This window comes from Chitinophaga deserti (assembly GCF_003149455.1).
GTDB classification, from domain to species: Bacteria; Bacteroidota; Bacteroidia; order Chitinophagales; family Chitinophagaceae; genus Chitinophaga; species Chitinophaga deserti.
The window spans coordinates 1-22,065 of sequence record NZ_QFFK01000011.1 but is presented as its reverse complement, the minus strand read 5'-3'; the positions used below and the strand labels follow the sequence as shown (position 1 = coordinate 22,065).

Genomic DNA, 22,065 nt, shown 5'->3' with positions numbered 1-22,065 from the left:
AACAATTTGTATGCACGGATGAGCGCATGAGCGTATTTAGAAAGTAACCCCGGCCTGCAAGACAGGCTCCCTGTAAACACACCGTTATGACCCCGGTAAACGAACCCGCGCAAGCGCTGCCCGTTTCGCAACTGGCATTGCAGCAAATGATTTCAGCACCCCTCAGCGCCATGATGGAAGCGCAGGCCTCTTCGGCACTGGCATCTGCAGAACTGGTAAAGAAGATCAGCTTCTATGAACCCGAGCCCGGCAGGCGGGAAATGGCTATGGCGGATTTCAGTCACCAGCGCAACGGAGAAACCCGTCAGATCAGTGTTCCGCTTATCTCGCTGGTGCCGGTACAATCCATGCGCATCGCGGAAGCAAAGCTTTCCTTCAATGTAAAAATGGTGCAGATCGAAAAGCATAACGGCCGTGTAAAAGCCATGCCTGCCTATCAGCGCAGCGGTGAAACAAGGAAGCATTTTGAAATGAATATGCAGGTAACTGCCGTGCAGGACGAGCTGCCCGCATCCCTCCTTGCAGAACTGGGCGTAACGCCAGTTTAACCCCTCCGTACCCTCTATTTATTCAATAATTAAATGTCAAAAAATGGCAAAGATTAATCCGAAGAGCCGCACAACCCCACGGCCCCGCGTAGCGCCCGCAAGCGCTGTTACCCCCTCAGTACCCGCAGTAGCCGAAGCAGCAGATGTAGCTGCAGATTCCGCCCGTAAACTCGGCCGGGCAGTATCCTCCGGAAGAGCCCCCATGGCAAAAGGTATCAACACCGACCTGGTTTCCCAGCTGAACAACATCGACTTTAAGAAGATGATCGGCGGCCCCCTCCAGGCAGCAGTAGATGCACAGGTTGCCAGCGCCCTCGCTACCGTAAACTTCATCAACGAAGTAGGCTTCAGCAAGGCAGAAGGCAGCGATGAGAAAGAACTCATCATGGTAGACTTCACCCACGAAAGAAGCGATGTGAACGATGCCGGTGAAGAAGTGAAAAAGAAAGTGTACGTAAAAGTACCCCTCATCGCCATGCTCCCCGTTCCGAGCCTCCGCATCGAACACGTGGTGATCGATTTCAACGCCAAACTGAACTCCGTGGAATCTTCCAAAGTGAGTGAAGATATTGGTGTGAATGCCGAACTGAAAGTGGGTTGGGGACCGGTAAACTTCAAAGTTTCCGCCTCCTACCAGCGTAAATCAGTTACCGGTGTGGAAGTGAAGAAAGAATTCGCGATCAACGTAAATGTAAAAGCCGTGCAGGACGAAATGCCCGCCGGCCTGGAAAGAATCCTCGGTATGCTTTCCGCATAATATCATACCGGCGCCCGTTTCCGGAAAGCGGCTTACGGGCGCCGCTTTTTTCCACTCCCATTGCTTTCAACCTACCGCAACATGTCAAACATCACTCTGGCAGACTACGTCGGCTTCATCTTCTCCGAGATCACCCGCGCCCGCGATCATGCAGACCGTGTGGCGAAAGATATGGCTATCGCATATTCCAAAGACGAAGTGCTGAAACATTTCTCCGTTCCCCGGTTTAAGATCCCGGAAATGGAGCTCACCATCCCCGTACTCATTTCTTCCGCCAAGTTCTCCAACGCCATGTCTTTTACCATGCCGGCGGAAGACTTTAAGAAGTATATCAATAACCGCGTTAATTCTGCTATCCAGACGCTTATCATCCGCAAGTCGAAGCTGGATCAGAGCCCGGTTAATGTGAAAGACGATATCTTTGATATTCCCATCTTCCGCCAGCCCACCAACTACGAAACTTCACTGGTGCGTAAAAGCAAAACCAGCCGGAAGGCTTTGGCTGCGGCGGTACCTGCTGAAGATCCCCTCGATAAGTTTTACCGTCTCCTGAAAGAGAACAGTGAGCCTTCAAAACCGGAGAACATTGCCCAGGTTTGTCTGGCCGAGATCTTCAACCTTAAACTTGAACAATACGCCCTCGTGGCTTTTTATAAAGAACAATATCCCGGCAACGAATTGTTTACCCAGATGGTGGCCGAAGTAGTGGCGCGTATTAAAGAGTATACGATGGTGACCCAGAGTAAAATGGAGAACCTGCTGGTAGACCCCGAAACGAATGTTGTAAAAAATGGAAGCAGTGATGCCACCGTGTTTACCATTAAAGCGAAGATCCAGGAAGAAGGCTTGTTCGTTAGAACAGTGCGCAACGAAGAAACGGGTGCCGATCAGCAAATTGTAGAATTCGAATAAACTGCCCTCATGCAAAGGTTCCATCATCAGATCCGGCAAGACCTGGCCGTTCTGCTAGGCGCACTCAATACCGTGACTGAAAAATACAGCCGTAAAGACTTTGATACCGATTCCGCCCTGCGCTCGCTGCTGGATAAGGTAAATGCCGATTATAAAGATAAGGGCCTTCCCGACCGTGAAAGCCAGTTACAGCTGCTGCGTGCAGAATGGAGTGCGGCGGAGAAAGGCATCGATCCCTGCTCGGGAGAAAAGGTGACCGTACGCAGGGGAGAAATGAAAGCCTCCGCCATGCTGAAGATCCTTCGCGGCCTGGAAACCGTATTGCGGGAAGATTATACCACCTCCCGCGCTAAACTGGAAGAAGCTGCTGCCATGATCGGGCAGATTATTGTTGCCGGGTACCAGGAAGGGATTTTAAACGATAAGCTGTTACAGGCTGTAAATACTGAAACCGAATACCTGCAGCTCTGGAAACTACTGGGCGCTGATCCTAACATTGCCCTCGGGCAAAAACGGCTGTTAACTATGGTGAGTATGCCGGACATATTCCTGTTACTGGAAGAGGTAGTGCCCCCGATGGTGAAGGGTGTGGCGGTATTACGGTAATCAGCAGTAAGGGTATTGTCCGCAACATTACACGGTACAACTGTGGAGACGTGGAAAACCTTCCACAAAACCAAACATGCGGAATTTATACATACGTATAAAAGCTATCAGATAGCGTCCTGATTTTGAGGGGCGCTTATTTTTTACATGGAATTGACGGGAAATCGGGTTATATTTGGATAGACCTGAACTGCAACTGTATATGCTCCAGTGAATCATTAGCCGATTACTTTACCAGTAAACCCGACAGCCATGATTTACGCACATCCTCCTAAGGCACATGCCTCACCGGCCCGCTGGATTTTATCTTCTTCCACTGTTTCGTGGATTGTTACACTTGTATTGTTGTATTTAGCGCTCCCTGTTTTGCGTGAGCTGCTGGCATCTTTGTTGATGCGTTTATATTGGATGTTCCTGGGATGAGGGATGCCTGACATTTAAAAATTCAAACCATTTTTCTATGAAAAGCGAGCAATATCACATACGCGTGCAATACGACGGCCGAACTTTCGAACTACCAGTGGAAATCATGCAAACCGGCCCTTATTGCAAGATTAGTGTAGTGGTAGACGGCACCGAGATCACATTCACACGTGACCGTCATTGCGGCCTGAGAGCCTTGAACCATGAAGAGGATTTCGATTCACAGTTCCTCTATATGCTGGGTAGCGAGATCGTACATCAGCGCCCGGTTTATAATTAGACAGGCATCATACATCATCTATATAAAGTCAGCGCCCGCGGGAATAAATACCCTGCGGGCGCTGCGTTTTATACACCTTCTCAAAATGGATCAGGTTCTCGACGGCAACATTTACCGTGCGCCCCGGACTAAATGAAAAAAGGTTTCCAGCGATGCTGAAAACCTTTTCTGTGACTCCGTCTGGATTCAAACCAGAAACCTTTTGATTCGTAGTCAAATGCTCTATTCAGTTGAGCTACGGAGCCATTTGTTTGTTTGATGGGATGCAAAGGTAGGGATTTTTTACAATTGCGCAAATCTTTTTTACAATCGCGTGCATTTATTTTTAGGATGGAAACAGGAAATCCGCCCGGAGATACTTCCAGGCGGGTGTTCCGCTGACATAAAGCGTTTGCCTGATAAGACAAAACTGTCGGTTCAGATGAGATTGCGGATGTTAATTAGGCGGGCTTACACGCCTGTCAACCTTCTTTTTTGAATGGACTTCAAAAATAGCTACATCCCATTGGGAAGACAATCGGGTAAAACAGGTGATTTCATCTACCGGTAAACCGGTATTGGGTGATTTGGTTCCATACCGTAGATTCGTAGTGTGGAATTTACCCGTTTGATGAGATCACTCACCGCCTGCTTCCTGATGCTTGCAGGCGGCACATCTGTCGAAGCACAACATCTGAACAGCAGGCTTTATCAGGACAGCCTGCGTACCGCTATTGCCTCCGCCACTACAGACAGTGCCCGTGCGGTACTGGCCTTCCAGTTGTCGGAAACCCTTGCTACCCGCGATACCGTTCAGGCTGCCCATTACCTCGATCAGGCCCAGCGCTGGTCGGGGAAAATACCTTTGCTGAAAGCCCTTAACCCCTACTATTCCGGCGTAGTAATGGCCCGTAATAATGGCATGGGAGCCATTCAGCAGTACCGCCTTGCCGATTCACTGCTCCAGCCTTTCGATGACAGTCTCGCCTTCGCCATTCGCTCCAAGGCCCTCCACCGCTATGGCGCCCAGCTACTCCGCCAGGATGATCCCGGGAAGTTTGCAGACATCATCCTCAACAAAGCCATCCCCCTCGCCCGCCGCTCGGGCGACAGTACCCTCATCGGCAAGCACTTCCTCGGTATAGGATACGTTTTTTACAATCACGGGCAGTACGACGTGGCGGATGGTTACATGCGTACCGCCATAAGGGTACTTCGCGAAGGAAATGCCCCGCCGGAGCAGCAGATCGTCACCTACATAGCACTGGCGGAAAACCTCAGCGAATGGGACCGGAATAATGAAGTTCCCGCCATGCTGGACAGCGCCCGCGCCTTGCTGGCCCCCTACCCGGAGTCGGACCACTGGGTGGATTTCTATGCCGCAGAAGGACTTTACTTCAACGAAGCGAAAGATTATAAGTCGGCCCTCGCCAGCCTCGAAAAAGGCGTTGCCGTGGCCGACAGGCTGCACATCGTTTACGAGAAGCAGCGGCTGCAGTTACAACAATATTATGCACTTCATCGCCTGGGCTCCTACAAGGAAGCCCTTCACCTGCTGGAATACCTCATGCGCCAGCCGGAAATGATGGGCATTGTTACCAACCGGCTGCTGGTATATGAAGGCATGGCCAATACTTCCCTTGCCTTGGGCAACACCCGAAGTGCATATGAATGGCAGAAGCAGTACAGTAACGTTAGCGACAGTTTTCACGCCAGCCGGCTGAAGAATGAGATCAGCGCCCTTGAAGTACGGTACCGGAATGCAGAGAACCAGGAGCAGATTGCCCGGCTGGAAGCAGAGAACCGGCAGGCACAGCTGGCTGGTCATAACGCGCGGCTGTCGTTCTGGCTCCTTGCTGCCGTGAGCTTTATCGTACTGGCATCTGCCGTACTGATCGTATTCCAGTACCGCAACAGCCGGAAGGTGGCGCGGCAGAAGCTGAAGGAAATGGAGCAAAGCCAGATGCTGGCTACTTCGCAGGCTATGCTGGAAGGTGAAGAGCGCGAGCGCAGGCGTGTGGCGAGAGATCTGCACGACGGGCTGGGCGGTATGCTGGCGGGCATGAAGATCCGGTTATCCGGTATGGCTGCCGGCGGGGAAGATAACCCGCTCCTTTCAGTAATCGGGCAGCTCGATCATTCGGTGAACGAACTGCGAAGGATAGCCCGGAACATGATGCCGGAGAACCTGCTGAAATTTGGGCTGGACACTGCACTGGGAGACCTTTGCGAGTCCATGTCCACCCCTGCCACCCATATCCGGTACCAGTCTATCGGTATGGCACCCGGAATGCCTGTGCAAACACAGGTGACCGTTTACCGCATCGTGCAGGAAGCACTGGCCAATGCCATCCGGCATGCCGAAGCCCGCGAGGTGTTGTTGCAATGCAGCCAGGACGGCCCCCTGTTTTTCATTACCATTGAAGACGACGGGAAGGGGTTTGTATTATCCGAAAAAGAAAAATCCGGTGGGACCGGACTTGCCAATATCCGCAACCGTGTGCATTACCTGAAAGGCAAACTGGACATTACATCCGTTATTAACGAAGGCACAGCCATCAATATAGAATTACATGTTGAAACAGACAGCTGAATATTCCATCGCCATCGTAGATGACCATCCTGTGGTCATAGAAGGGCTGCGCACCCTGCTGCAGGGCGTGCCCGGTATTTCCAGCATGCACGCCTTTACCACCGGTGGTGAGTTTATGGACTGGCTGGAGCATCATACTGCCGACATTGTGCTGCTGGATATTATGCTCCCGGATGTGAACGGGCTGGACTTGTGTAAGGATATTAAGCTGGCGGCTCCGGAAACCATTGTGCTGGCCGTTAGCAACCAGGCAGAGCGGAGTATGATCCTGCAGATACTGCAGAACGGCGCCAGCGGTTACCTCCTGAAGAATGCCTCTGCCGCGGAGTTCAGGCGTTGCCTGGAAGAAGCACTCAGTGGCGGGGTGGCTTTCAGCCGGGAAGTACGGGAAATCCTTGCCCGCCCGGGGCGCGCAGAACTAAAAGCGCCTGCCGCCCTCACCCGCAGGGAAAAACAGATCCTCCAGCTGGTAACAGAAGGCAAAACCACCACTGGAATCGCCAAAGAGCTGCATTTAAGCCCCCTGACGGTAGAAACCCACCGCCGCAATATGATGCAGAAATTAGAGGTTAAAAATGCCGCAGAACTGATTATGGCGGCCGTACAGCGGAAACTGTTGTAGTCCGTAGATTGGTTTAACCGGGCTATACGGCAGGCATATTCATGCTTTACTAAAGGTTTAAAGAAGGTATAAAGAAGGGTTAATGTATATAAATAGTACTCAAACCCAATACTGTACTGCAAAAGGTGCCTAAATATATACATTCGGTATATGACAGTTATCCCTGCATTTGATATGGAGTAAAGCTGCTGGTACCCCTCTCCTGCTCACAAACTGAGCGGAATTTAACGGAAGTGCATATAATCTTCTCGTGCAACCGATTTTCCTGTACACTTAATTTTGAAAATATGTATGTTCATTGTAGTTTGACCGGCAATCTTTATCGGTCTGATTTGATGTAAGTAGAAACGAGCCACGGTACATGGAGACATCAGTGAACACATCCACCTGGGTACAGGAATGTTATAGCGCCTACAGGCCTCATTTTATCCATATGGGGTTACGGCTTGGCTTTGGAAAAGAAGAGCTGGGCGACATCATTTCCCAGTTTTTCCTTGACCTGCTGGAAAAGAACATTGACCCCCGCAGCATTCAGCATCCTAAAACTTATTTATCTACGGCCTTCCGCCGCAAACTGGTAGACCACTACCGGAGCCGGCAACGTGTTACCGAAGTATGCGACACGGCCTCCGTAGAAGAAACAGTGACCGTACCCTCTGTGCAGGATACCCTCGAAGCGGTACAGTCCAACACCGAACTGATCTCGAAGATCCGCCGGGCTTTCGATAAATTACCCAACCGGTCCCGCCAGATTATTTACCTCAAATTCTACGAAAGCTTATCTACCGATGAAATAGCACTCCGCACCGGACTCGAAAAAAGAACGGTATACAACCAGTTGCACGAGGGTATTAAATTCCTCCGTAAAGAGCTGAGTGAGGGCGCTGCCGGCATTAAGTTCTCCACGATTCTTTCCATCCTCCCCCTGCTGTAAAAAAATATTTCCGGGAAAACCGGTAAATCCGGTAAGGCCATCCGTCTATATGGGAAAGGCCGCGTTATTAACATGGAGTATACTACAGAAGAGCTCGTCATCAACGATTCATTTATTAATTATTGCTTAGGCCGCAACGCGGACGATGTTCATTTCTGGGAAGAGATGATGCTTACCCGTCCGGAAATGGTTCCCCGCATGCAGGAAGCCGCAGAGATCGTATTAGGCCTGCATGTGATGCTGCGTAACGAAGTAAAGGATGGTGATGGTTTTGAATCCCTGTTCCGCGAAAAGAAAACGCCCCTGTACCGCAGGCTGCTCCCCTATGCCGCAGTGCTGATTACCGTGGCAGCCCTCGCCTGGTTCTTCCGTCATATGGCAGGGGATCAAAATTCCGGTAACAGTAATTCCCTGGCCGGTGGCTATGCCGTATCTGCAGACAGTGCAGCCCTGTACATTACCCGACTGGGCGAACGGAAGTTCTTTGTATTGCCCGACAGTACCCGTATTTACCTTGGTGCGGGTTCAAGACTGCAGCTATGTGAAGGGTTTGCTGTGACCAACCGCGAGGTACACCTCAGCGGAGAAGCACTCTTCGATGTGCCTGCCGACCCCTCCCGCCCTTTCATCGTACACAGCAAAGGATATGATGTAAACGTATTAGGCACCCTGTTCAATGTAAAAGCTTATCCCGAAGAAGCCTATAGCGAAACCTCGCTGCTGCGCGGTAAAGTGGAAATTGCACTGCCGGGTAAAAAGCACCGGCTGCCACTGGCGCCTAATCAGAAAATGATCATCTCCAAAGCAGGTTCCGTTCATCTGCAGCACGGCGATACTGCTGAGCGCATCAGTTTGCAGCCATTATCATACAGCGCTAAAGACAGTGCGGTCATAGAAACCGTATGGGCCATGGGCAGGCTCGAGATCGTAAATGAAAGCTTCGGGGATATCCGCAGAAAACTGGAAAGATGGTATAATGTAAAGATTGATATAAAAGACAAGGCAGTAGAAAATTACACGTTTACAGCAACATTTACACATGAGAACATTGGAGAAATACTGAAAATATTGCAGCACTCCTATTATTTCAATTATCAGATAGCGGGTAACACAATAATTATTTCCAGGTAACTAAAAATAAAAATGGAGAAATGGATTCCGGCCATTCCTCCATGGTTCCAAAAACAGGGCGCGTTTTCCTGAGGGGGAAGCTATGCCCGTATTTTATCAAATAAACCAAGATCGAAGGTATGAAAAAAATGCCTGTGTTTACCAGTCCGCCTCTACCATTCTGGTGGACAAAAATTTTACGTACAATGAAAATCAGCGGTATACTGATGTTGCTTACCGCCCTTCAGCTTTCAGCGAAAACTTACTCGCAGGAGCGGCTGAATGTGGATTTCAAAGAGAAGAAACTCGCGGTAGCGCTTAAAGAACTAGAGAAAAAAACCGAGTACCGGTTCGCTTTCAGCAACCAGGTGATCTCTGACGACCTGCGGATATCCGTGTCGGCCAAGGATATACCGCTGGAAGAACTGCTTAAAGTAATGCTCAGTAACACAGGGCTTGACTTTGAGCGGATGGACAATAAGCTCATCGTGATCCGGGCTTCGGGTGCACAGCTGGCCCTCATTTCCGTAAAAGGGAAAGTGACGGACAGTACAGGTGTTCCCCTCCCGGGTGTTACGGTAGCTGCCGGTAAGGGCGTAGGTACCACCACCAATGAAAAAGGTGAATTCGTGATTCCTGTTGATGAAAACGGGCAGCTGACCTTCAGTTACATCGGTTACCTGACGCAGGTAGTGGCCGTAAATGGCCGCACCAGTATTGAGGTAGTGATGCAATCGTCGGTAGACCGCCTTTCTGACGTGGTAGTGATAGGCTATGGCAACACCACCCGCCGGAAGCTGAACAGTGCCGTGAGCACACTCTCCATGGATAACGTGGCTTCCCTGCCTGTACAGTCCATCAACGATGCCATTGCCGGCCGCGTACATGGTGTGATCGTAACACGCAGCAGTGGTGCCCCCGGTGCTAAAAGCTCCATCTCCATCCGTGGCGGTGGCACCCCGCTCTATGTGATCGATAACATGCTGCGTTCCCAGAACGATTTTGAGAACATCAACCCCAACGATATCGAAACCTATTCGGTATTGAAAGATGCAGCGGCTACAGCGGTATACGGTGCGCGTGGTGGTAACGGGGTAATCCTCATCACCACCAAAAAAGGCAAATCAGGACAGGTGAATATCAACTATGCCTATAACACCATCTTCTCCCAGCCTACCCTTTTCCAGAAAAAGCTGGGATCTTATGAAAACCTGAAAGCCATCAACGATGTATACATCGCGGAAGGGAAAACTCCTCCCACCCACGATACCACCCTGCAGTTTTACAAGGATCAGTCGAAGCCTTTCATTTATCCTAATACGGACTGGCAGGCGCTTGCCCTGAAGGATTTCGCCAATGAACAGCGGCACGACCTCTCCCTTTCTTCCGGCACTAAACTGCTCACCTACTATGCATCCGGCTCCTACTATCACCAGGGTACCAACCTGCGGACGGACAATAACTACAACGACCGGATTACTTACCGCCTCAACACCATCAGTGAGTTCGACCAGATCCAGCTGAAAGTGAATACGGGGATAGACGGGTTTGTGGAGAAGAACAGTATCCCCAATTCCTCTACCGCAGGGAGCTACTCTGCTATCTACTCCCATATACAGAACAAGAAGCCTAACCAGCTTGCCTATAACGAGTTTGGCCTTCCATCCATCAATACCACAGACAATCCTGCCGTGGAGCTTTCTCCCCTTTCAGGTTACGGACGTAACACTTCCCGTGTTTTTAACAGCATCATTGGGCTGGACTGGGAAGCGCTTTTCCTGAAGGATCTTCACTTTAAAGTGAACGGCAACTTTAACATGTGGAACTCCATGAGCAAATCCTGGAACGCCACGGCGCCTTCATATACCAACGGAAGCACCACGCCGCTGATGGCCAATCCTCCCTCCCTTACATCGGGCCGCGGAGATGGCAGCACCATCCTGCTCCAGGCGTTTGTGACTTATAACAAAACCTTTAAAGGCCACAACTTTGATGCAACGGCCGGTTATGAACAGGCGAAAGATAAGAGCGGATCACTTTCCGCTACCCGCCAGCGCTACCAGCTTATGTTCGATCAGTATGTTGCCGGTCCTACGGTAGACCAGCTGGCCAGCGGTTCCGAATCAGAAAATGCCCGTGCGGGATGGATCGGTAAACTGGGCTGGTCGTACGGCAGCAAATACTACGCAAATGGTACACTGCGGTACGATGGTAACGACCTGCTGCCGAAAGAAAAGCAATGGGGTACATTTTATGCGGTTGACGCAGGCTGGTCGCTGCTCGAAGAGAACTTCCTGCAGGGCATCCGCAACCGTAAATACCTCGATTACCTCAAGCTGCGCGGCTCCTATGGTTATACCGGTACCCTCGACGGCATCGGCGCCTTCCAGTACGTACCCGGCTATAATGTAAACGCCAACGCCTGGGTGGTGAACGGGCAACCCGTACAGGGCAGCTCCGAACCGGGATCGCTCCCCAGCACCAACTTCTCCTGGTACAGCATTAAAAGCCGCAACATCGGTCTGGACTTCGCTACTCTTGACAGCAGGCTCACCGGTACGGTGGATTACTTCTACATGCGTACAACGGGTTATGTTACGGGAGACACGCGGTATTCCTCCACACTGGGTATTGGTCTGCCCCCCGTTAACTTTAAAGATGGCGCCATGCGCCGCGAAGGTGCAGAGTTTAACCTGACCTGGAGCGACCGGATCGGGAAAGACTTCACCTATAAGATTGGCGTAAACTTCACTAAGTTCAACGAACTGTGGGAACGTGCCATTGAAGATACCACGGCTATGAAGAACCCATACACCCGTGCATCCGGACAAAGCTCATACCTCCGTCAGGGGTATACCAACAGAGGGTTTTACCAGAACAACAGCGATCTGCTCATGGGGCCCCGCAGGATTTCATCTATCGGCGTTGTGGGTGGTGATCTCGCTTATGAGGATACCAATGGAGACGGTAAGATTGATGGTTCCGACTTCCGTCCGCTGGGCAGCAATACCTTCCCGCGCATCAACTACGGCGTAACCGTTGATCTGGGTTACAAAGGCATTACGTTCAGTGCAGTGGTAATGGGTTCCGGAAAACGCGACCGTTACCTCGGTGATGTGATCATGGGCTCCTCTACACAGGGCATCCTGGTATATGGTTTCCAGACCGATTACTGGAGGCCCGATAACACAGATGCGCGTTATCCCCGCCAGGTTTCCGCCGCAGGTGTGAATGGTAATAACAACTATACTGACAGCGACTTCTGGGTACTGGAATCCCGCTTTGTGCGCCTTAAATACCTGCAGGTGGGCTATGACCTTAAAGCACGTTTGCTGAAGCATACCGCGGTACGCCAGTTCAGGCTGTTTGCTTCCGGTACCAACCTGCTCACAGGTTCCGGCAGCAAGAAGTATTTCATTGATCCCGAATCAGAAACCAATAACTACGGATATCCCATCCAGCGTACGTTTGCCCTCGGCGTAAATGTAGGGTTCTGATCGTAACGGCAAGTTAAAAATAGCAACATGAAGAAAAACACACTTACAGCCATCACTATATTATCGCTCCTGGCGGCTGCGCCGGGTTGCAAAACTGACTTCGATACCAAGCCATATGACAAGATCGGTGAAGATGTTATCTGGCGGTCGAAGGCCAATGCGGAAACGTTCATTTTCTCCACCTACAGCATCATGAACAATTTTGCCGGAGGTCCTGCCACTGATCCCAGAACCACCAACACACTGGGCTTCGATGGAATCTACGGCGGTGCTTCCGCCGTGTTCAATGAGCTGACGGACCGGAACACCGATATGGGCTTCAACAACTGGGCTGCCATTCGCCGGTGTAATCAGATCATCACAAAAGTGGCCGAGTCTGCAGAGATTTCTGCGAACGATAAAACGGCGCTTATCGCAGAAGGCAAGTTCCTCCGCGCCATGTCTTACTTTTCCGTGGCCAGAAGCATCGGCAGGATCGTTTGGATCGACCGTTTGCTGACGCCGGAAGATGACCTGCGCCTGCCCAGCACGGCCAATCCTACAGAAACGTACGCTTATATCATCAAAGATCTGGAAGACGCCATTGCAGGATTGCCCACTACCAAAGTAGCAGGCAGGGCAAATAAATATGCCGCTGCGGCTTTGCTTTCTGAAGTTTGCCTGCAGGCGCTCGCCTATAAGAACTATCCCGCTGCTCCGGCCGTGGCTGCTAACGATCCCCTGCTGGATAAAGCGATCGCTAACGCACAGTTTGTGATCACGCAGGGAGGTTATGCAATGGAAAGTGATTATGGCGGGATGTTCAATGAAGTGAAGGCTACCTCCCCCGAAATCATCTTCGGCATCTACCGCAAATCCATCAACACTACGGTAGATGGTACGCCCATGCAGCTGTATACGCCCAACGTGAATAACGACCGTATCAGCCAGTATGGCGGCAGCCCTGCATTCAATTCCAATACCACTTTTGAAGCATGGGTGCAGCACGGGCCTACTCAGAATATTGCAGACGATTACCTCGTGGTAGATCAGGCCGATCCTGCAAAGGCATTGCCATGGGATGAAACCTCCCAGTTCAAGATGGCCATGAACGAAGGCGTGAGCATCCCTACGGATAAGATCCCTGTGGCGGGTGGCGAAACCGCGGTGCAGACCGGTATGATCAAACCCGGCAGCACGGAAACGGTATGGACGCTCACCAACATCGGCAGAGACGCCCGCTGGAAGGCATCCATCATCAGTGATTCTACAGACAAGCACTATGGCGAAACCTTCACTACCTGCATCAAGGGTAATACCACCCGCTGGATGAAGATCAACGGCATGGCGTATTATGTGAGTCTGTCCAATATGTACTGGCGCAAAGGGATGTACACCAATGTATCGCCCCGCCCCTATGTAGGTATCCCTACCGATTATCATTATGTGGTGACGCGCCTCGGCCGTGTGTACCTCAACCTGGCGGAAGCCTACCTGCTGAAAGGCGATGTGGCCAATGCTGTGGCAGCATTGAATAAAACCCGCGAAGCACATGGAAAACTTCCTGCAGCAGTGGTAACTACCCCGCTGGCGGCCTGGACGGACTACAAGCGTGAGCGCCGGGTAGACCTGGTGCTGGAGAACGATTATTACTGGAGCCTCCTGCGCTGGGGCCGTTATGGTGGCAACGCCAACCACGGCATCGTTGCCGGCGGTACTATTCCTGAGCTTACGGAAGTGCCCCGGGTAATGGACATCAGTAAAGACAGGACTGCTTTTTCTATAGTAACAGGACAGTTCTACAGCTCCAACCACATCCGCAACTTCGATCACACGCGGCGTTACCTGTTCCCTATCGCACAGAGTTACATCGATCAGAACCCGAAGTTCGGACCGCAGAATGCTAACTGGTAATCTTGATAACGAAAAATGATATTGTATGTATAATAACCGATTTAAATGGCCTGCAGGATGCCTTGTGATGCTACTCTTTATGTTTACTTCCTGCCTGAAGAAAGACCTGCCGGATTATCCGCTGTGGGATAAAAGCGAAATCGACAACGTGTACGTGGAGCACCGTTACGAAAGTGGTCAGATCTACAACGGCAAGCCCGTTGTGGCTTACCAGCGGCTGACGGTAGCTTCCAAAACGGTGGATGCGGCAACGAATACGATCAGTATTACGCTGGCTGTACCAGCTGCCAATGGTTCCTTTACGGATGCAGAGCGTGCGAAAGTGAGTATTAATAAGCTTTGGGTGTATTTCGATATATCCACGGCTGCTACTATGAAAGGTACGAATGGTACGCCTGCTCCCGGTGATCCGGCGAATGCTTCCAAATCACTGACGTATACGGTAACGGCAGCAAACGGGCAGCAGAAAAACTGGACGCTGAACCTGAAATTCTGATACTGTTCACTGATTGATATATTACGGTTCCCATGCCGCAGAATCGCTCCCATAGCCGGAGCGATTCTTTCTTTCAGGCACTACCAACTATTTTAGTTAACTTACTGAAATGTCAAAATATAAAGATGTAGTGGTAACACTCTCTAAAAAACACCCCGAAACCGGCGAGCCAGTGCAGGCGGGTCACACCTATGTTATTGGTGTATTAGGCAATAAGAAGAAATGGTATGAAGTGGAATCCCAGGCAATGAACGGGATATCAGAAGAGGAGATGAAAAAGGAACTGTTCAAATTGCTGCATCCGCAAACGCATCATTAACCACCGCTTACCGGTACCGGTGTTCGTTTTATAGCGTACAAATAAAAAAAGAGGAAAACTGTTTTACAACAATTTTCCTCTTTCGTGACCCCGTCTGGATTCAAACCAGAAACCTTCTGATCCGTAGTCAGATGCTCTATTCAATTGAGCTACGGAGCCATGCCATTCGTGTTGAACGGGATGCAAATGTAGGGAGTTTTTTCATTTCTGCAAATCTTTCTCCTCTTTTTTTCAGCAATAGGATTTTACATTTACATTTGACGGCAGTAACAAAATGCTGAAACCCGTGAAAATACAGCTTTGGAGTATTGGAAAAGAAAATGATGCATGGATTGAGGAAGGAATAAAGGTTTTCCGGAAAAGATTACAACACTATACGGATTTCGATATCCGCCTTATCCCTACGGTAAAACAAGCTGCCAGTCTTTCCATCCCGGAATTAAAAAAGCAGGAAGGCAAAATCATTCTCGATCTTTTACAGCCGCAGGATTATTTGCTGGCGCTCGATGAGCGCGGTAAAACAATGACCACATTGCAGATGGCCGACTTCATCCGCCAGCGCGATAATGCCGGCACCCGTCAGCTGATCGTATTGATAGGCGGGGCTTTCGGGATAGATAGTGCCGTGCTGCAACGCGCCAATTTACAAATGTCTCTTTCCGCCCTTACCTTCCCCCACCAGATCGTCCGTCTTATCGTGACGGAACAACTCTACAGGGCTTACACCGTCCTGAACAACGAGAAGTATCACCATCAATGATTATATTTACAGCTTAATTACCGCGCAAACCATGAGTATCACGCTTATAATAGTTATCATTACCTGCTTAGTTTCCATCACGGCTTTTAACCGCCCGGGCGATATCGATAAGTTGAGTTTCTGGCCTTACCAGATGCACCGCAGCAACGAATATTACCGCTTCCTCACTTCCGGACTTGTACACAGGGATTTCATTCACCTGTTCTTCAACATGATCACATTGTTCTTTATGGGCGATGCGGTGGAGCAGTTTTTTACCGTAATGCTGGGCAGCAAGTGGTATTATCCGCTGATGTATGTACTGGGGCTGGTGCTGCCGGATATGTTCAACTTCTTTAAGCATAAGAACAATTCCCATTGGTCTTCCATCGGGGCATCCGGTGCAGTTTCTGCCGTGGTTTTCTCCTGTGTGCTGTTTGCGCCCTGGCAAACCATTTACGTATTTATCATCCCCATCTGGTTCATCCTGTACGCCGTACTGTTCCTGATATATTCAGTATACATGTCTCGCCGCGGTGGAGACGGGATCGATCATACTGCCCACTTCTATGGTGCATTACTGGGTCTGATCTTTCCCATCGTTATCAATCCGCAGGTGCTGCCATTCTTCCTCAACCGCCTCCTGAACCCATAATCAGGAGGGCGTTTCTTCCATTTTAATGACCAGCATTTTATCCGTATGCTCCGTAACCCGGAAACGGTGATCGAGGCGCATGCCCATTACCCAGGCAATTCTTTTGCCCGATTCCAGTACCCACATCTTTTCCTTTGCCGGCAGCGATAGCTTCTGGTCAATGAAAAGGCGGCTGAGCTTCTTCTTTTTATTGAGGCCAAGCGGATAACAGTAGTCACCCACCTTCCATTTACGCACCATCAGCGGATACGTTACTTCCGCCGCATTGATGTATGCCACATTTGCATCTGCTGGTATGGCGCCGCCTTCGTGCTTTACTTCACGGATGGTAATAGCATAACCCGGTATATCCAGCGTGCGCTGGCCTTCTTCAATGAGAAAGTGTGCGGATGATTCCTTTTCCAGCGGGGTGATGATGAGCCATTTCCTGTCTCTCACAATCCGGTGTGTGGCGGTGTTTACAAACTTGCCCGGCCCTGCCTGCAGCAGGTCGGTCACCTGTGCCGCCTGATGTGTGTTGCAGCCGAAAGGTTTCAGCAGCTCATAAGCAATAGTGGCCAGTGGCTGCACCTGACTGAAACGCACAACGGGGATGAAGTACTCGGCTCCTTTCTGTACCAGTAATTTCTGGCGGTAGCCCTCCAGCGCTTCGTTGTAGATCATTTCCACTTCGCGGAACCTTTCTATGGATGCGCCGGTTTGCCGCACCACATCGGGATACGTTTCCCGCAGGGAAGGCAATACGTGATGGCGGAGGTAATTGCGGGTGTATTTATCGGAGGTGTTGGAGCTGTCTTCCACAAAAGGGAGCTGCTCCGCGGCGGCATATGCTGCAATATCTTCCCGGGTAGCAAACAGCAGCGGGCGGATGAGTGCGCCCTGCCTGGGCAGGATGCCATGCAGTCCGGCTATGCCCGTGCCTTTGGAAAGGTTCATCCAGAGGGTTTCAACGCTGTCCTGCATATGATGCGCGGTAGCGAGTGCGGTCAGCCCTTTTTCGAGCCTTGTAGCTTCGAGCCAGGCGTAGCGCAGTTGGCGGGCTGCTTCCTGGATGGACAGCTTCATCTCCTTCGCATACGCGTTGGTGTCGAAATGGGTGATATGGAAAGGGACGTTGTGTTGTGCTGCCAGTTTACGGATGAAAGCCTCGTCGCGTTCCGATTCTTCTCCCCTCAGCCTGAAGTTGCAATGGGCAATCTCCACCGGGATGCCGGAAGTAATGAGCATATGTGCGAGGGCAACGGAGTCGAGCCCGCCGCTGACTGCCACCAGTACCGATGCGCCGGGAGGCAGGAGTTGTTCCTCATGGATATAAGCGCGCAGGGCGGTGCGGAAGCTTTCGGGGTCGAAAGGGTTAAATGTCTTCATGAGCGGCCTGCAGTTCATTATAAGCGTGCATATCCCGCTGCTGGCGGGCTATTTCCATTCCTTTCTCGTATGTGGCGGCCGCGGCGTCGCGTTCGCCTAGGCGCTCCAGTGTTTTCCCGAGGTGGTAATAAGAGCCAACATAATTGGGGTCGGCGGCGAGCAGCTGTTCGAAGGCTTCCCGGGCTGCCTGATCATTGTCGCGCTTCACGTATTCCAGTCCCAGTGCGTGCCTGAGGAAGCTGTCGCCCGGGGAACTCTGGAGAAATGCTTTTATTTGTTCTATTCTGTCCATGCTGACGGATATCTTTTCAATATGTTAAAGCTGATGCCGTGGCTGATGGCTGAAACCCTAAATCCCATATATTTGTACATACTGCATTTTTCACCAAAACCAGAAAAAACGGATATGAAGATCTTAGTATGTATCAGTAAAACGCCAGACACAACTGCAAAAATAGCTTTCACGGACAACAACACGAAATTCAGTGAGGCGGGAGTGCAGTTCATCATCAACCCGTACGATGAGTGGTATGCACTGGTAAGAGCGTTGGAACTGAAGGAAACGCAGGGCGCAACGGTTCACCTGATTACTGTAGGCGGTGCCGATACGGAGGCCGTTATCCGCAAGGCGCTTGCACTGGGCGGTGACGAAGCGTTCCGGGTGAATGCCGACAGCCACGATAGTTTTTACATTGCCTCCCAGATAGCTGCGGTGGCGAAACAGGAGCAATACGACCTGATTTTTACCGGTAAGGAAACGATTGATTATAACGGCTCGTCTGTAGGCGGCATGGTAGCGGAGCTGCTGGGGCTTCCCTTCGTGTCTATCGCCAGCAAGCTGGACGTAAACGGCACTACCGCCACGCTGGTGCGTGAGATCGAAGGTGGTGAGGAAACGGTGGAAGTGAGCCTGCCCCTGGCACTGAGTGCCCAGAAAGGCATGGCTGAAGCCCGCATCCCCAATATGCGCGGCATCATGGCGGCACGTACAAAGCCCCTGAAAGTGGTGGAGCCCGTAGCGGCAGAGCACCTTACCAGCGTGGTTTCCTTTGAGCTGCCCCCTGCCAAAGCAGGCGTGAAAATGATTGCGGCCGACCAGGTGGAAGAACTTGCCCGCCTGCTGCATGAAGAAGCCAAGGTATTCTAAACCACACCGCTCCCCTATTCCATCATTTCAAATTCATTAAAAAAGAAGAAAATGTCAGTCATCATATTTGCCGATCAGTTCCAGGGAAAAGTTAAGAAGTCAGCACTCGAAGCTGTACAATACGGCTCCAAAGTAGCACAGCAGCTGGGCGTGCCCGCCATCGCCATAGCCGTTGGTGAGATAGACGCTGCAGAGCTTTCCGCCCTGGGGCAATACGGCGCATCCAAAGTACTCCATGTGGCCGATGCAAGGCTCAATGAGCCGGAAGCAGGCGCTGCCACAAAGCTTATTGCCGAAGCAGTAGCGAAAGAGAACGCTTCCGTAATCGTATTCTCCCACAACTTCGCCGGGCGCTCCATTGCCCCGCAGCTTTCCGCCAAACTGAAAGCCGGATTCGTGGCAGGCGCTATCGGACTGCCGGATACCGCCGCAGGATTTGTAGTGAAGAAGAACGTGTTTTCCGGTAAGGCTTTCGCCAACGTAAGCATCGGCACCGATAAGAAGATCGTATCCGTAATGCCCAACTCCTTCTCGCTCGCTCCCGGAGAAGGGAGCGCTGCTGTAGAGGCTTTCGCAGCCGGACTGACAGACGCCGATTTCCGTATTAAATCCCTGAAAGTGGAGACCGTTAGCGGCGAGGTGCCTTTAACGGAAGCAGAGATCGTGGTAAGTGGCGGGCGTGGCCTCAAAGGCCCCGAGCATTGGGGTATCGTGGAAGATCTCGCACATACGCTGGGCGCTGCCACTGCGTGCAGCCGTCCCGTTGCAGACTCCGGCTGGAGGCCGCACCATGAGCACGTAGGACAAACAGGCTTCACCGTGCGCCCCAATCTCTACATCGCCATCGGCATTTCCGGGGCCATACAGCACCTGGCAGGGGTTAATGGCAGCAAGACCATCGTAGTGATCAATAAAGACCCTGAAGCGCCATTCTTTAAGGCGGCAGACTATGGCATAGTAGGCGATGCATTTGATGTAGTGCCTAAGCTGACCGAAGCTGTAAAGAAGTATAAAGGAAATTAATGATAATCTGTTGACTGCCGCCTGTGTGCGAGGCGATGCCCGGAAAATAAAACCGGCTTCCTTCGCATACTACGGCAGTCAATCCTTTTTCTATATCGAATATTTTTCTAACTTCACGTCTTATACACGTTTAATTGTGAGCGCTTACGCATAATGACCGTATGAGAAAAATAGAATTGGAAATAGTCGCACTGTCGCACAGTATTACACAAACCCATTCTTATGCCGTTGTACTTGGAGAAGTCAATGGATTGAGAAGGCTTCCCATCGTAATTGGCGGGTTTGAAGCACAAGCCATTGCGGTAGCGCTGGAGAAGATGCAACCGAGTAGGCCGTTAACCCACGATCTTATGAAGAACTTCATGAATGCCTTCAGTATAGAGCTGCATGAAGTGGTGATCAGCAACCTGCAGGAAGGTATCTTCTATTCCAAACTGGTTTGCTCCAATAACGACGATACCATAGAAATAGATTCGCGTACATCCGATGCCCTGGCACTTGCCGTACGGTTCGGATGCCCCATCTACACATACGAGAACATCCTCAACAGTGCCGGCATCCTGCTGGACGATCCCGCTGGTAAGAAAACCACCAAGGCGGCAGGCACTCCCTCCATTTCAGAACATGAGAAAGGTGTGGAAGACGACCTGAAAGCCCTCAACATCGATGAGCTGAACACGCTCCTGCAGGAGGTGCTGGAGCAGGAAGACTATATCCGTGCCATTGCCATCCGCGATGAGATCAACAGCCGTAAAAGCAAATAACCGGACGTGATCGTTTTTCCCAACTGCAAAATTAACCTGGGCCTGCACATCCTGCGTAAGCGGGACGATGGTTTTCATGACCTGGAAACCGTATTCTACCCACTGCCCGTTCGCGATGCGCTGGAGGTAATAACTTCAAAGGAAACTGCGTTTAGCCAGTCTGGTATCAGCATCCCCGGCGATGCTGCCGATAATTTATGCATGCGGGCTTACCTGTTGCTGAAACAGGACTTCCCGGAATTGCCGGCAGTACAGCTGCATTTACATAAAGTGATCCCTACCGGGGCCGGACTGGGCGGAGGTTCCTCCGACGGTGCGTTTGCCCTGAAACTGCTCAATACAAAATACAACCTGGGGCTTACCGATGCCCGGCTGGAAGCATATGCGGCGCAGCTGGGGAGTGATTGCCCCTTTTTCATTCAGAACCGCGTGAGCCTGGCCAAAGGCCGCGGGGAGATACTGGAGCCTTTTACGGTAGATTTATCCGGCTATGAGATATTGCTCGTGCATCCCGGGATTCATGTGAACACGGGATGGGCGTTTAGCCAGCTGCAGCCCGGTAGTCCGGAAGTACCGTTGAGTGAGATCAACTGGAAGGATGTAAAAAGCTGGAAAGGGAGATTGAAGAATGATTTTGAGACGCCCGTCTTTACGAAACATTCGGAGATTGCTGCGATACGCGACAGGCTGTATGATGCAGGGGCAGTTTATGCCAGTATGAGCGGGAGTGGTTCCGCGGTATTCGGGATCTTTGAGGCGGGGCAAGTACCGGATCTTAAATGGCAGGAAGGGTACGCGGTGTTCAGGGGGTAAATTCATTTTACAGGAATCCTACGGCTGTCTACTTCACTATGATACTATATTACCATTTTATTCTACTCTCTTTTTCCACCATCATTTATTGCATAATTTGTTGTTTGAGAGGTGTTTAGTACTTTTCTAAGTGTTCCCGTGTCCCACTTTTTGCCGGTTTTTTGTCGGGAGTGTACCATTTTCCGTGTATAATTTCGAAGTTTTCTGTCGCAACCAGCTACTGTGGCTGGTTTTCGTTTTTCTAAAAACTTGCAAATGCCGAAAAGGTACATTACCTGTACAGTATCCCTGAAGTAACTGTGGAGTAACCCTGAAGTAAACGTGAAGTAACTACGGAGTAACCCTGAAGTAGTGGTGCTTTTGTATACCTGCCCTGGTCATGATATGGCTTAACGCCCTTTATGTCAAATCCTGCTGAAGCGATAGCATGGAAATGGCTGTTCGGGCAACTTTAAACTTCGATTCCTGTCTTATTTCAAAATTGGCTTTACAGTTTAGGGATTTAATAACGTTTAAATTAAATTTCCTTTATGAAGAAGACGCAGGGCAGAAAAAGCCAATATTCAGATTCAGAGCGCATAGCGATA

Annotated in this window: 21 protein-coding genes and 2 tRNA genes; 19 read left to right on the top strand and 4 right to left on the bottom strand. The window is 50.8% G+C overall.

Annotation, left to right across the window (positions count from 1 at the left end):
• Positions 1-86 precede the first annotated feature (86 nt).
• The 5 genes from DEV76_RS22130 (at position 87) to DEV76_RS22105 (ending at position 3,526) form a co-directional block, all read left to right on the top strand.
• A complete protein-coding gene (locus DEV76_RS22130) occupies positions 87-548 on the top strand; it encodes a DUF2589 domain-containing protein (protein WP_109700132.1) in 462 nt (153 codons plus the stop codon).
• Positions 549-591: 43 nt separating this feature from the next.
• Positions 592-1,305 carry a DUF2589 domain-containing protein gene (locus DEV76_RS22125; RefSeq protein ID WP_198652172.1) on the top strand — a complete coding sequence of 238 codons (714 nt, stop codon included), beginning with the start codon at positions 592-594 and terminating at the stop codon, positions 1,303-1,305.
• An 81-nt stretch (positions 1,306-1,386) separates the two neighbouring features.
• A complete protein-coding gene (locus DEV76_RS22120) occupies positions 1,387-2,217 on the top strand; it encodes a hypothetical protein (RefSeq protein ID WP_109700131.1) in 831 nt (276 codons plus the stop codon).
• Between the two features lie 9 nt (positions 2,218-2,226).
• Positions 2,227-2,823: a hypothetical protein gene (locus DEV76_RS22115; protein ID WP_109700130.1), complete on the top strand. Its 597-nt coding sequence runs from the start codon at positions 2,227-2,229 to the stop codon at positions 2,821-2,823.
• 460 nt (positions 2,824-3,283) lie between these two features.
• On the top strand, positions 3,284-3,526 hold the full coding sequence (locus DEV76_RS22105; RefSeq protein ID WP_109700128.1) for a hypothetical protein: 243 nt from the start codon (positions 3,284-3,286) through the stop codon (positions 3,524-3,526).
• A gap of 171 nt (positions 3,527-3,697) precedes the next feature.
• Here DEV76_RS22105 and DEV76_RS22100 read toward each other — a convergent pair.
• Positions 3,698-3,771, bottom strand: a tRNA-Arg gene (locus tag DEV76_RS22100).
• 365 nt (positions 3,772-4,136) lie between these two features.
• Here DEV76_RS22100 and DEV76_RS22095 point away from each other — a divergent pair.
• From DEV76_RS22095 to DEV76_RS22060, 8 genes are all read left to right on the top strand, one after another.
• Positions 4,137-6,098, top strand: a complete 1,962-nt coding sequence (locus DEV76_RS22095; protein ID WP_109700127.1) for an ATP-binding protein — start codon at positions 4,137-4,139, stop codon at positions 6,096-6,098.
• Entirely contained in the window at positions 6,079-6,720 is a 642-nt protein-coding gene (locus DEV76_RS22090) for a response regulator transcription factor (protein ID WP_109700126.1), read from the top strand. The genes DEV76_RS22095 and DEV76_RS22090 overlap by 20 nt, the downstream gene beginning before the upstream one ends.
• 361 nt (positions 6,721-7,081) lie before the next feature.
• The gene (locus tag DEV76_RS22085) at positions 7,082-7,654 is read left to right on the top strand and encodes an RNA polymerase sigma factor (RefSeq protein ID WP_109700125.1); all 573 of its coding nucleotides are present in this window, start codon (positions 7,082-7,084) and stop codon (positions 7,652-7,654) included.
• A 72-nt stretch (positions 7,655-7,726) separates the two neighbouring features.
• On the top strand, positions 7,727-8,785 hold the full coding sequence (locus tag DEV76_RS22080) for a FecR family protein (RefSeq protein WP_109700124.1): 1,059 nt from the start codon (positions 7,727-7,729) through the stop codon (positions 8,783-8,785).
• A 185-nt stretch (positions 8,786-8,970) separates the two neighbouring features.
• A complete protein-coding gene (locus DEV76_RS22075) occupies positions 8,971-12,261 on the top strand; it encodes a TonB-dependent receptor (protein WP_157963039.1) in 3,291 nt (1,096 codons plus the stop codon).
• Positions 12,262-12,288: 27 nt separating this feature from the next.
• A complete protein-coding gene (locus DEV76_RS22070) occupies positions 12,289-14,154 on the top strand; it encodes a RagB/SusD family nutrient uptake outer membrane protein (RefSeq protein WP_109700122.1) in 1,866 nt (621 codons plus the stop codon).
• Positions 14,155-14,179: 25 nt separating this feature from the next.
• On the top strand, positions 14,180-14,650 hold the full coding sequence (locus DEV76_RS22065; protein WP_109700121.1) for a DUF5018-related domain-containing protein: 471 nt from the start codon (positions 14,180-14,182) through the stop codon (positions 14,648-14,650).
• Positions 14,651-14,759: 109 nt separating this feature from the next.
• Positions 14,760-14,969, top strand: a complete 210-nt coding sequence (locus DEV76_RS22060) for a hypothetical protein (protein ID WP_109700120.1) — start codon at positions 14,760-14,762, stop codon at positions 14,967-14,969.
• 85 nt (positions 14,970-15,054) lie between these two features.
• Here DEV76_RS22060 and DEV76_RS22055 read toward each other — a convergent pair.
• Positions 15,055-15,128, bottom strand: a tRNA-Arg gene (locus DEV76_RS22055).
• Positions 15,129-15,255: 127 nt separating this feature from the next.
• On the opposite strand from DEV76_RS22055, the gene DEV76_RS22050 reads away from it, so the two are divergent.
• Both DEV76_RS22050 and DEV76_RS22045 read left to right on the top strand, forming a co-directional pair.
• Positions 15,256-15,729 (top strand): 23S rRNA (pseudouridine(1915)-N(3))-methyltransferase RlmH, encoded by a 474-nt coding sequence (locus tag DEV76_RS22050; protein WP_109700264.1) that lies wholly within the window; start codon positions 15,256-15,258, stop codon positions 15,727-15,729.
• Between the two features lie 31 nt (positions 15,730-15,760).
• Positions 15,761-16,363, top strand: coding sequence for a rhomboid family intramembrane serine protease (locus DEV76_RS22045; protein ID WP_109700119.1), 603 nt, complete (start codon positions 15,761-15,763; stop codon positions 16,361-16,363).
• Here the strand turns inward: DEV76_RS22045 and tilS are convergent, their stop codons facing one another.
• Together tilS and DEV76_RS22035 are read right to left on the bottom strand one after the other, a co-directional pair.
• Entirely contained in the window at positions 16,364-17,731 is a 1,368-nt protein-coding gene (gene tilS, locus DEV76_RS22040) for a tRNA lysidine(34) synthetase TilS (protein ID WP_109700118.1), read from the bottom strand.
• Complete coding sequence (locus DEV76_RS22035) at positions 17,718-18,023, bottom strand: tetratricopeptide repeat protein (protein WP_109700117.1); 306 nt, start codon at positions 18,021-18,023, stop codon at positions 17,718-17,720. The genes tilS and DEV76_RS22035 overlap by 14 nt, the downstream gene beginning before the upstream one ends.
• 114 nt (positions 18,024-18,137) lie before the next feature.
• Here DEV76_RS22035 and DEV76_RS22030 point away from each other — a divergent pair, with 114 nt between their 5' ends.
• The 4 genes from DEV76_RS22030 (at position 18,138) to ispE (ending at position 21,478) form a co-directional block, all read left to right on the top strand.
• Positions 18,138-18,878: an electron transfer flavoprotein subunit beta/FixA family protein gene (locus tag DEV76_RS22030; RefSeq protein ID WP_109700263.1), complete on the top strand. Its 741-nt coding sequence runs from the start codon at positions 18,138-18,140 to the stop codon at positions 18,876-18,878.
• A 51-nt stretch (positions 18,879-18,929) separates the two neighbouring features.
• Complete coding sequence (locus tag DEV76_RS22025; RefSeq protein WP_109700116.1) at positions 18,930-19,901, top strand: electron transfer flavoprotein subunit alpha/FixB family protein; 972 nt, start codon at positions 18,930-18,932, stop codon at positions 19,899-19,901.
• A 161-nt stretch (positions 19,902-20,062) separates the two neighbouring features.
• Entirely contained in the window at positions 20,063-20,665 is a 603-nt protein-coding gene (locus tag DEV76_RS22020; RefSeq protein ID WP_109700115.1) for a bifunctional nuclease family protein, read from the top strand.
• A gap of 6 nt (positions 20,666-20,671) precedes the next feature.
• Positions 20,672-21,478: a 4-(cytidine 5'-diphospho)-2-C-methyl-D-erythritol kinase gene (ispE, locus tag DEV76_RS22015; protein ID WP_109700114.1), complete on the top strand. Its 807-nt coding sequence runs from the start codon at positions 20,672-20,674 to the stop codon at positions 21,476-21,478.
• Positions 21,479-22,065: the final 587 nt, after the last annotated feature.

What these genes read in the sequence shown, in the direction of transcription:
- DEV76_RS22130 (WP_109700132.1), top strand. Translation starts at nt 87, where the DNA reads ATGACCCCGGTAAACGAACCCGCGCAAGCGCTGCCCGTTTCGCAACTG.
- DEV76_RS22125 (WP_198652172.1), top strand. Translation starts at nt 592, where the DNA reads ATGGCAAAGATTAATCCGAAGAGCCGCACAACCCCACGGCCCCGCGTA.
- DEV76_RS22120 (WP_109700131.1), top strand. Translation starts at nt 1,387, where the DNA reads ATGTCAAACATCACTCTGGCAGACTACGTCGGCTTCATCTTCTCCGAG.
- DEV76_RS22115 (WP_109700130.1), top strand. Translation starts at nt 2,227, where the DNA reads ATGCAAAGGTTCCATCATCAGATCCGGCAAGACCTGGCCGTTCTGCTA.
- DEV76_RS22105 (WP_109700128.1), top strand. Translation starts at nt 3,284, where the DNA reads ATGAAAAGCGAGCAATATCACATACGCGTGCAATACGACGGCCGAACT.
- DEV76_RS22095 (WP_109700127.1), top strand. Translation starts at nt 4,137, where the DNA reads ATGAGATCACTCACCGCCTGCTTCCTGATGCTTGCAGGCGGCACATCT.
- DEV76_RS22090 (WP_109700126.1), top strand. Translation starts at nt 6,079, where the DNA reads ATGTTGAAACAGACAGCTGAATATTCCATCGCCATCGTAGATGACCAT.
- DEV76_RS22085 (WP_109700125.1), top strand. Translation starts at nt 7,082, where the DNA reads ATGGAGACATCAGTGAACACATCCACCTGGGTACAGGAATGTTATAGC.
- DEV76_RS22080 (WP_109700124.1), top strand. Translation starts at nt 7,727, where the DNA reads ATGGAGTATACTACAGAAGAGCTCGTCATCAACGATTCATTTATTAAT.
- DEV76_RS22075 (WP_157963039.1), top strand. Translation starts at nt 8,971, where the DNA reads ATGAAAATCAGCGGTATACTGATGTTGCTTACCGCCCTTCAGCTTTCA.
- DEV76_RS22070 (WP_109700122.1), top strand. Translation starts at nt 12,289, where the DNA reads ATGAAGAAAAACACACTTACAGCCATCACTATATTATCGCTCCTGGCG.
- DEV76_RS22065 (WP_109700121.1), top strand. Translation starts at nt 14,180, where the DNA reads ATGTATAATAACCGATTTAAATGGCCTGCAGGATGCCTTGTGATGCTA.
- DEV76_RS22060 (WP_109700120.1), top strand. Translation starts at nt 14,760, where the DNA reads ATGTCAAAATATAAAGATGTAGTGGTAACACTCTCTAAAAAACACCCC.
- DEV76_RS22045 (WP_109700119.1), top strand. Translation starts at nt 15,761, where the DNA reads ATGAGTATCACGCTTATAATAGTTATCATTACCTGCTTAGTTTCCATC.
- tilS (WP_109700118.1), bottom strand. Translation starts at nt 17,731, where the DNA reads ATGAAGACATTTAACCCTTTCGACCCCGAAAGCTTCCGCACCGCCCTG.
- DEV76_RS22035 (WP_109700117.1), bottom strand. Translation starts at nt 18,023, where the DNA reads ATGGACAGAATAGAACAAATAAAAGCATTTCTCCAGAGTTCCCCGGGC.
- DEV76_RS22030 (WP_109700263.1), top strand. Translation starts at nt 18,138, where the DNA reads ATGAAGATCTTAGTATGTATCAGTAAAACGCCAGACACAACTGCAAAA.
- DEV76_RS22025 (WP_109700116.1), top strand. Translation starts at nt 18,930, where the DNA reads ATGTCAGTCATCATATTTGCCGATCAGTTCCAGGGAAAAGTTAAGAAG.
- DEV76_RS22020 (WP_109700115.1), top strand. Translation starts at nt 20,063, where the DNA reads ATGAGAAAAATAGAATTGGAAATAGTCGCACTGTCGCACAGTATTACA.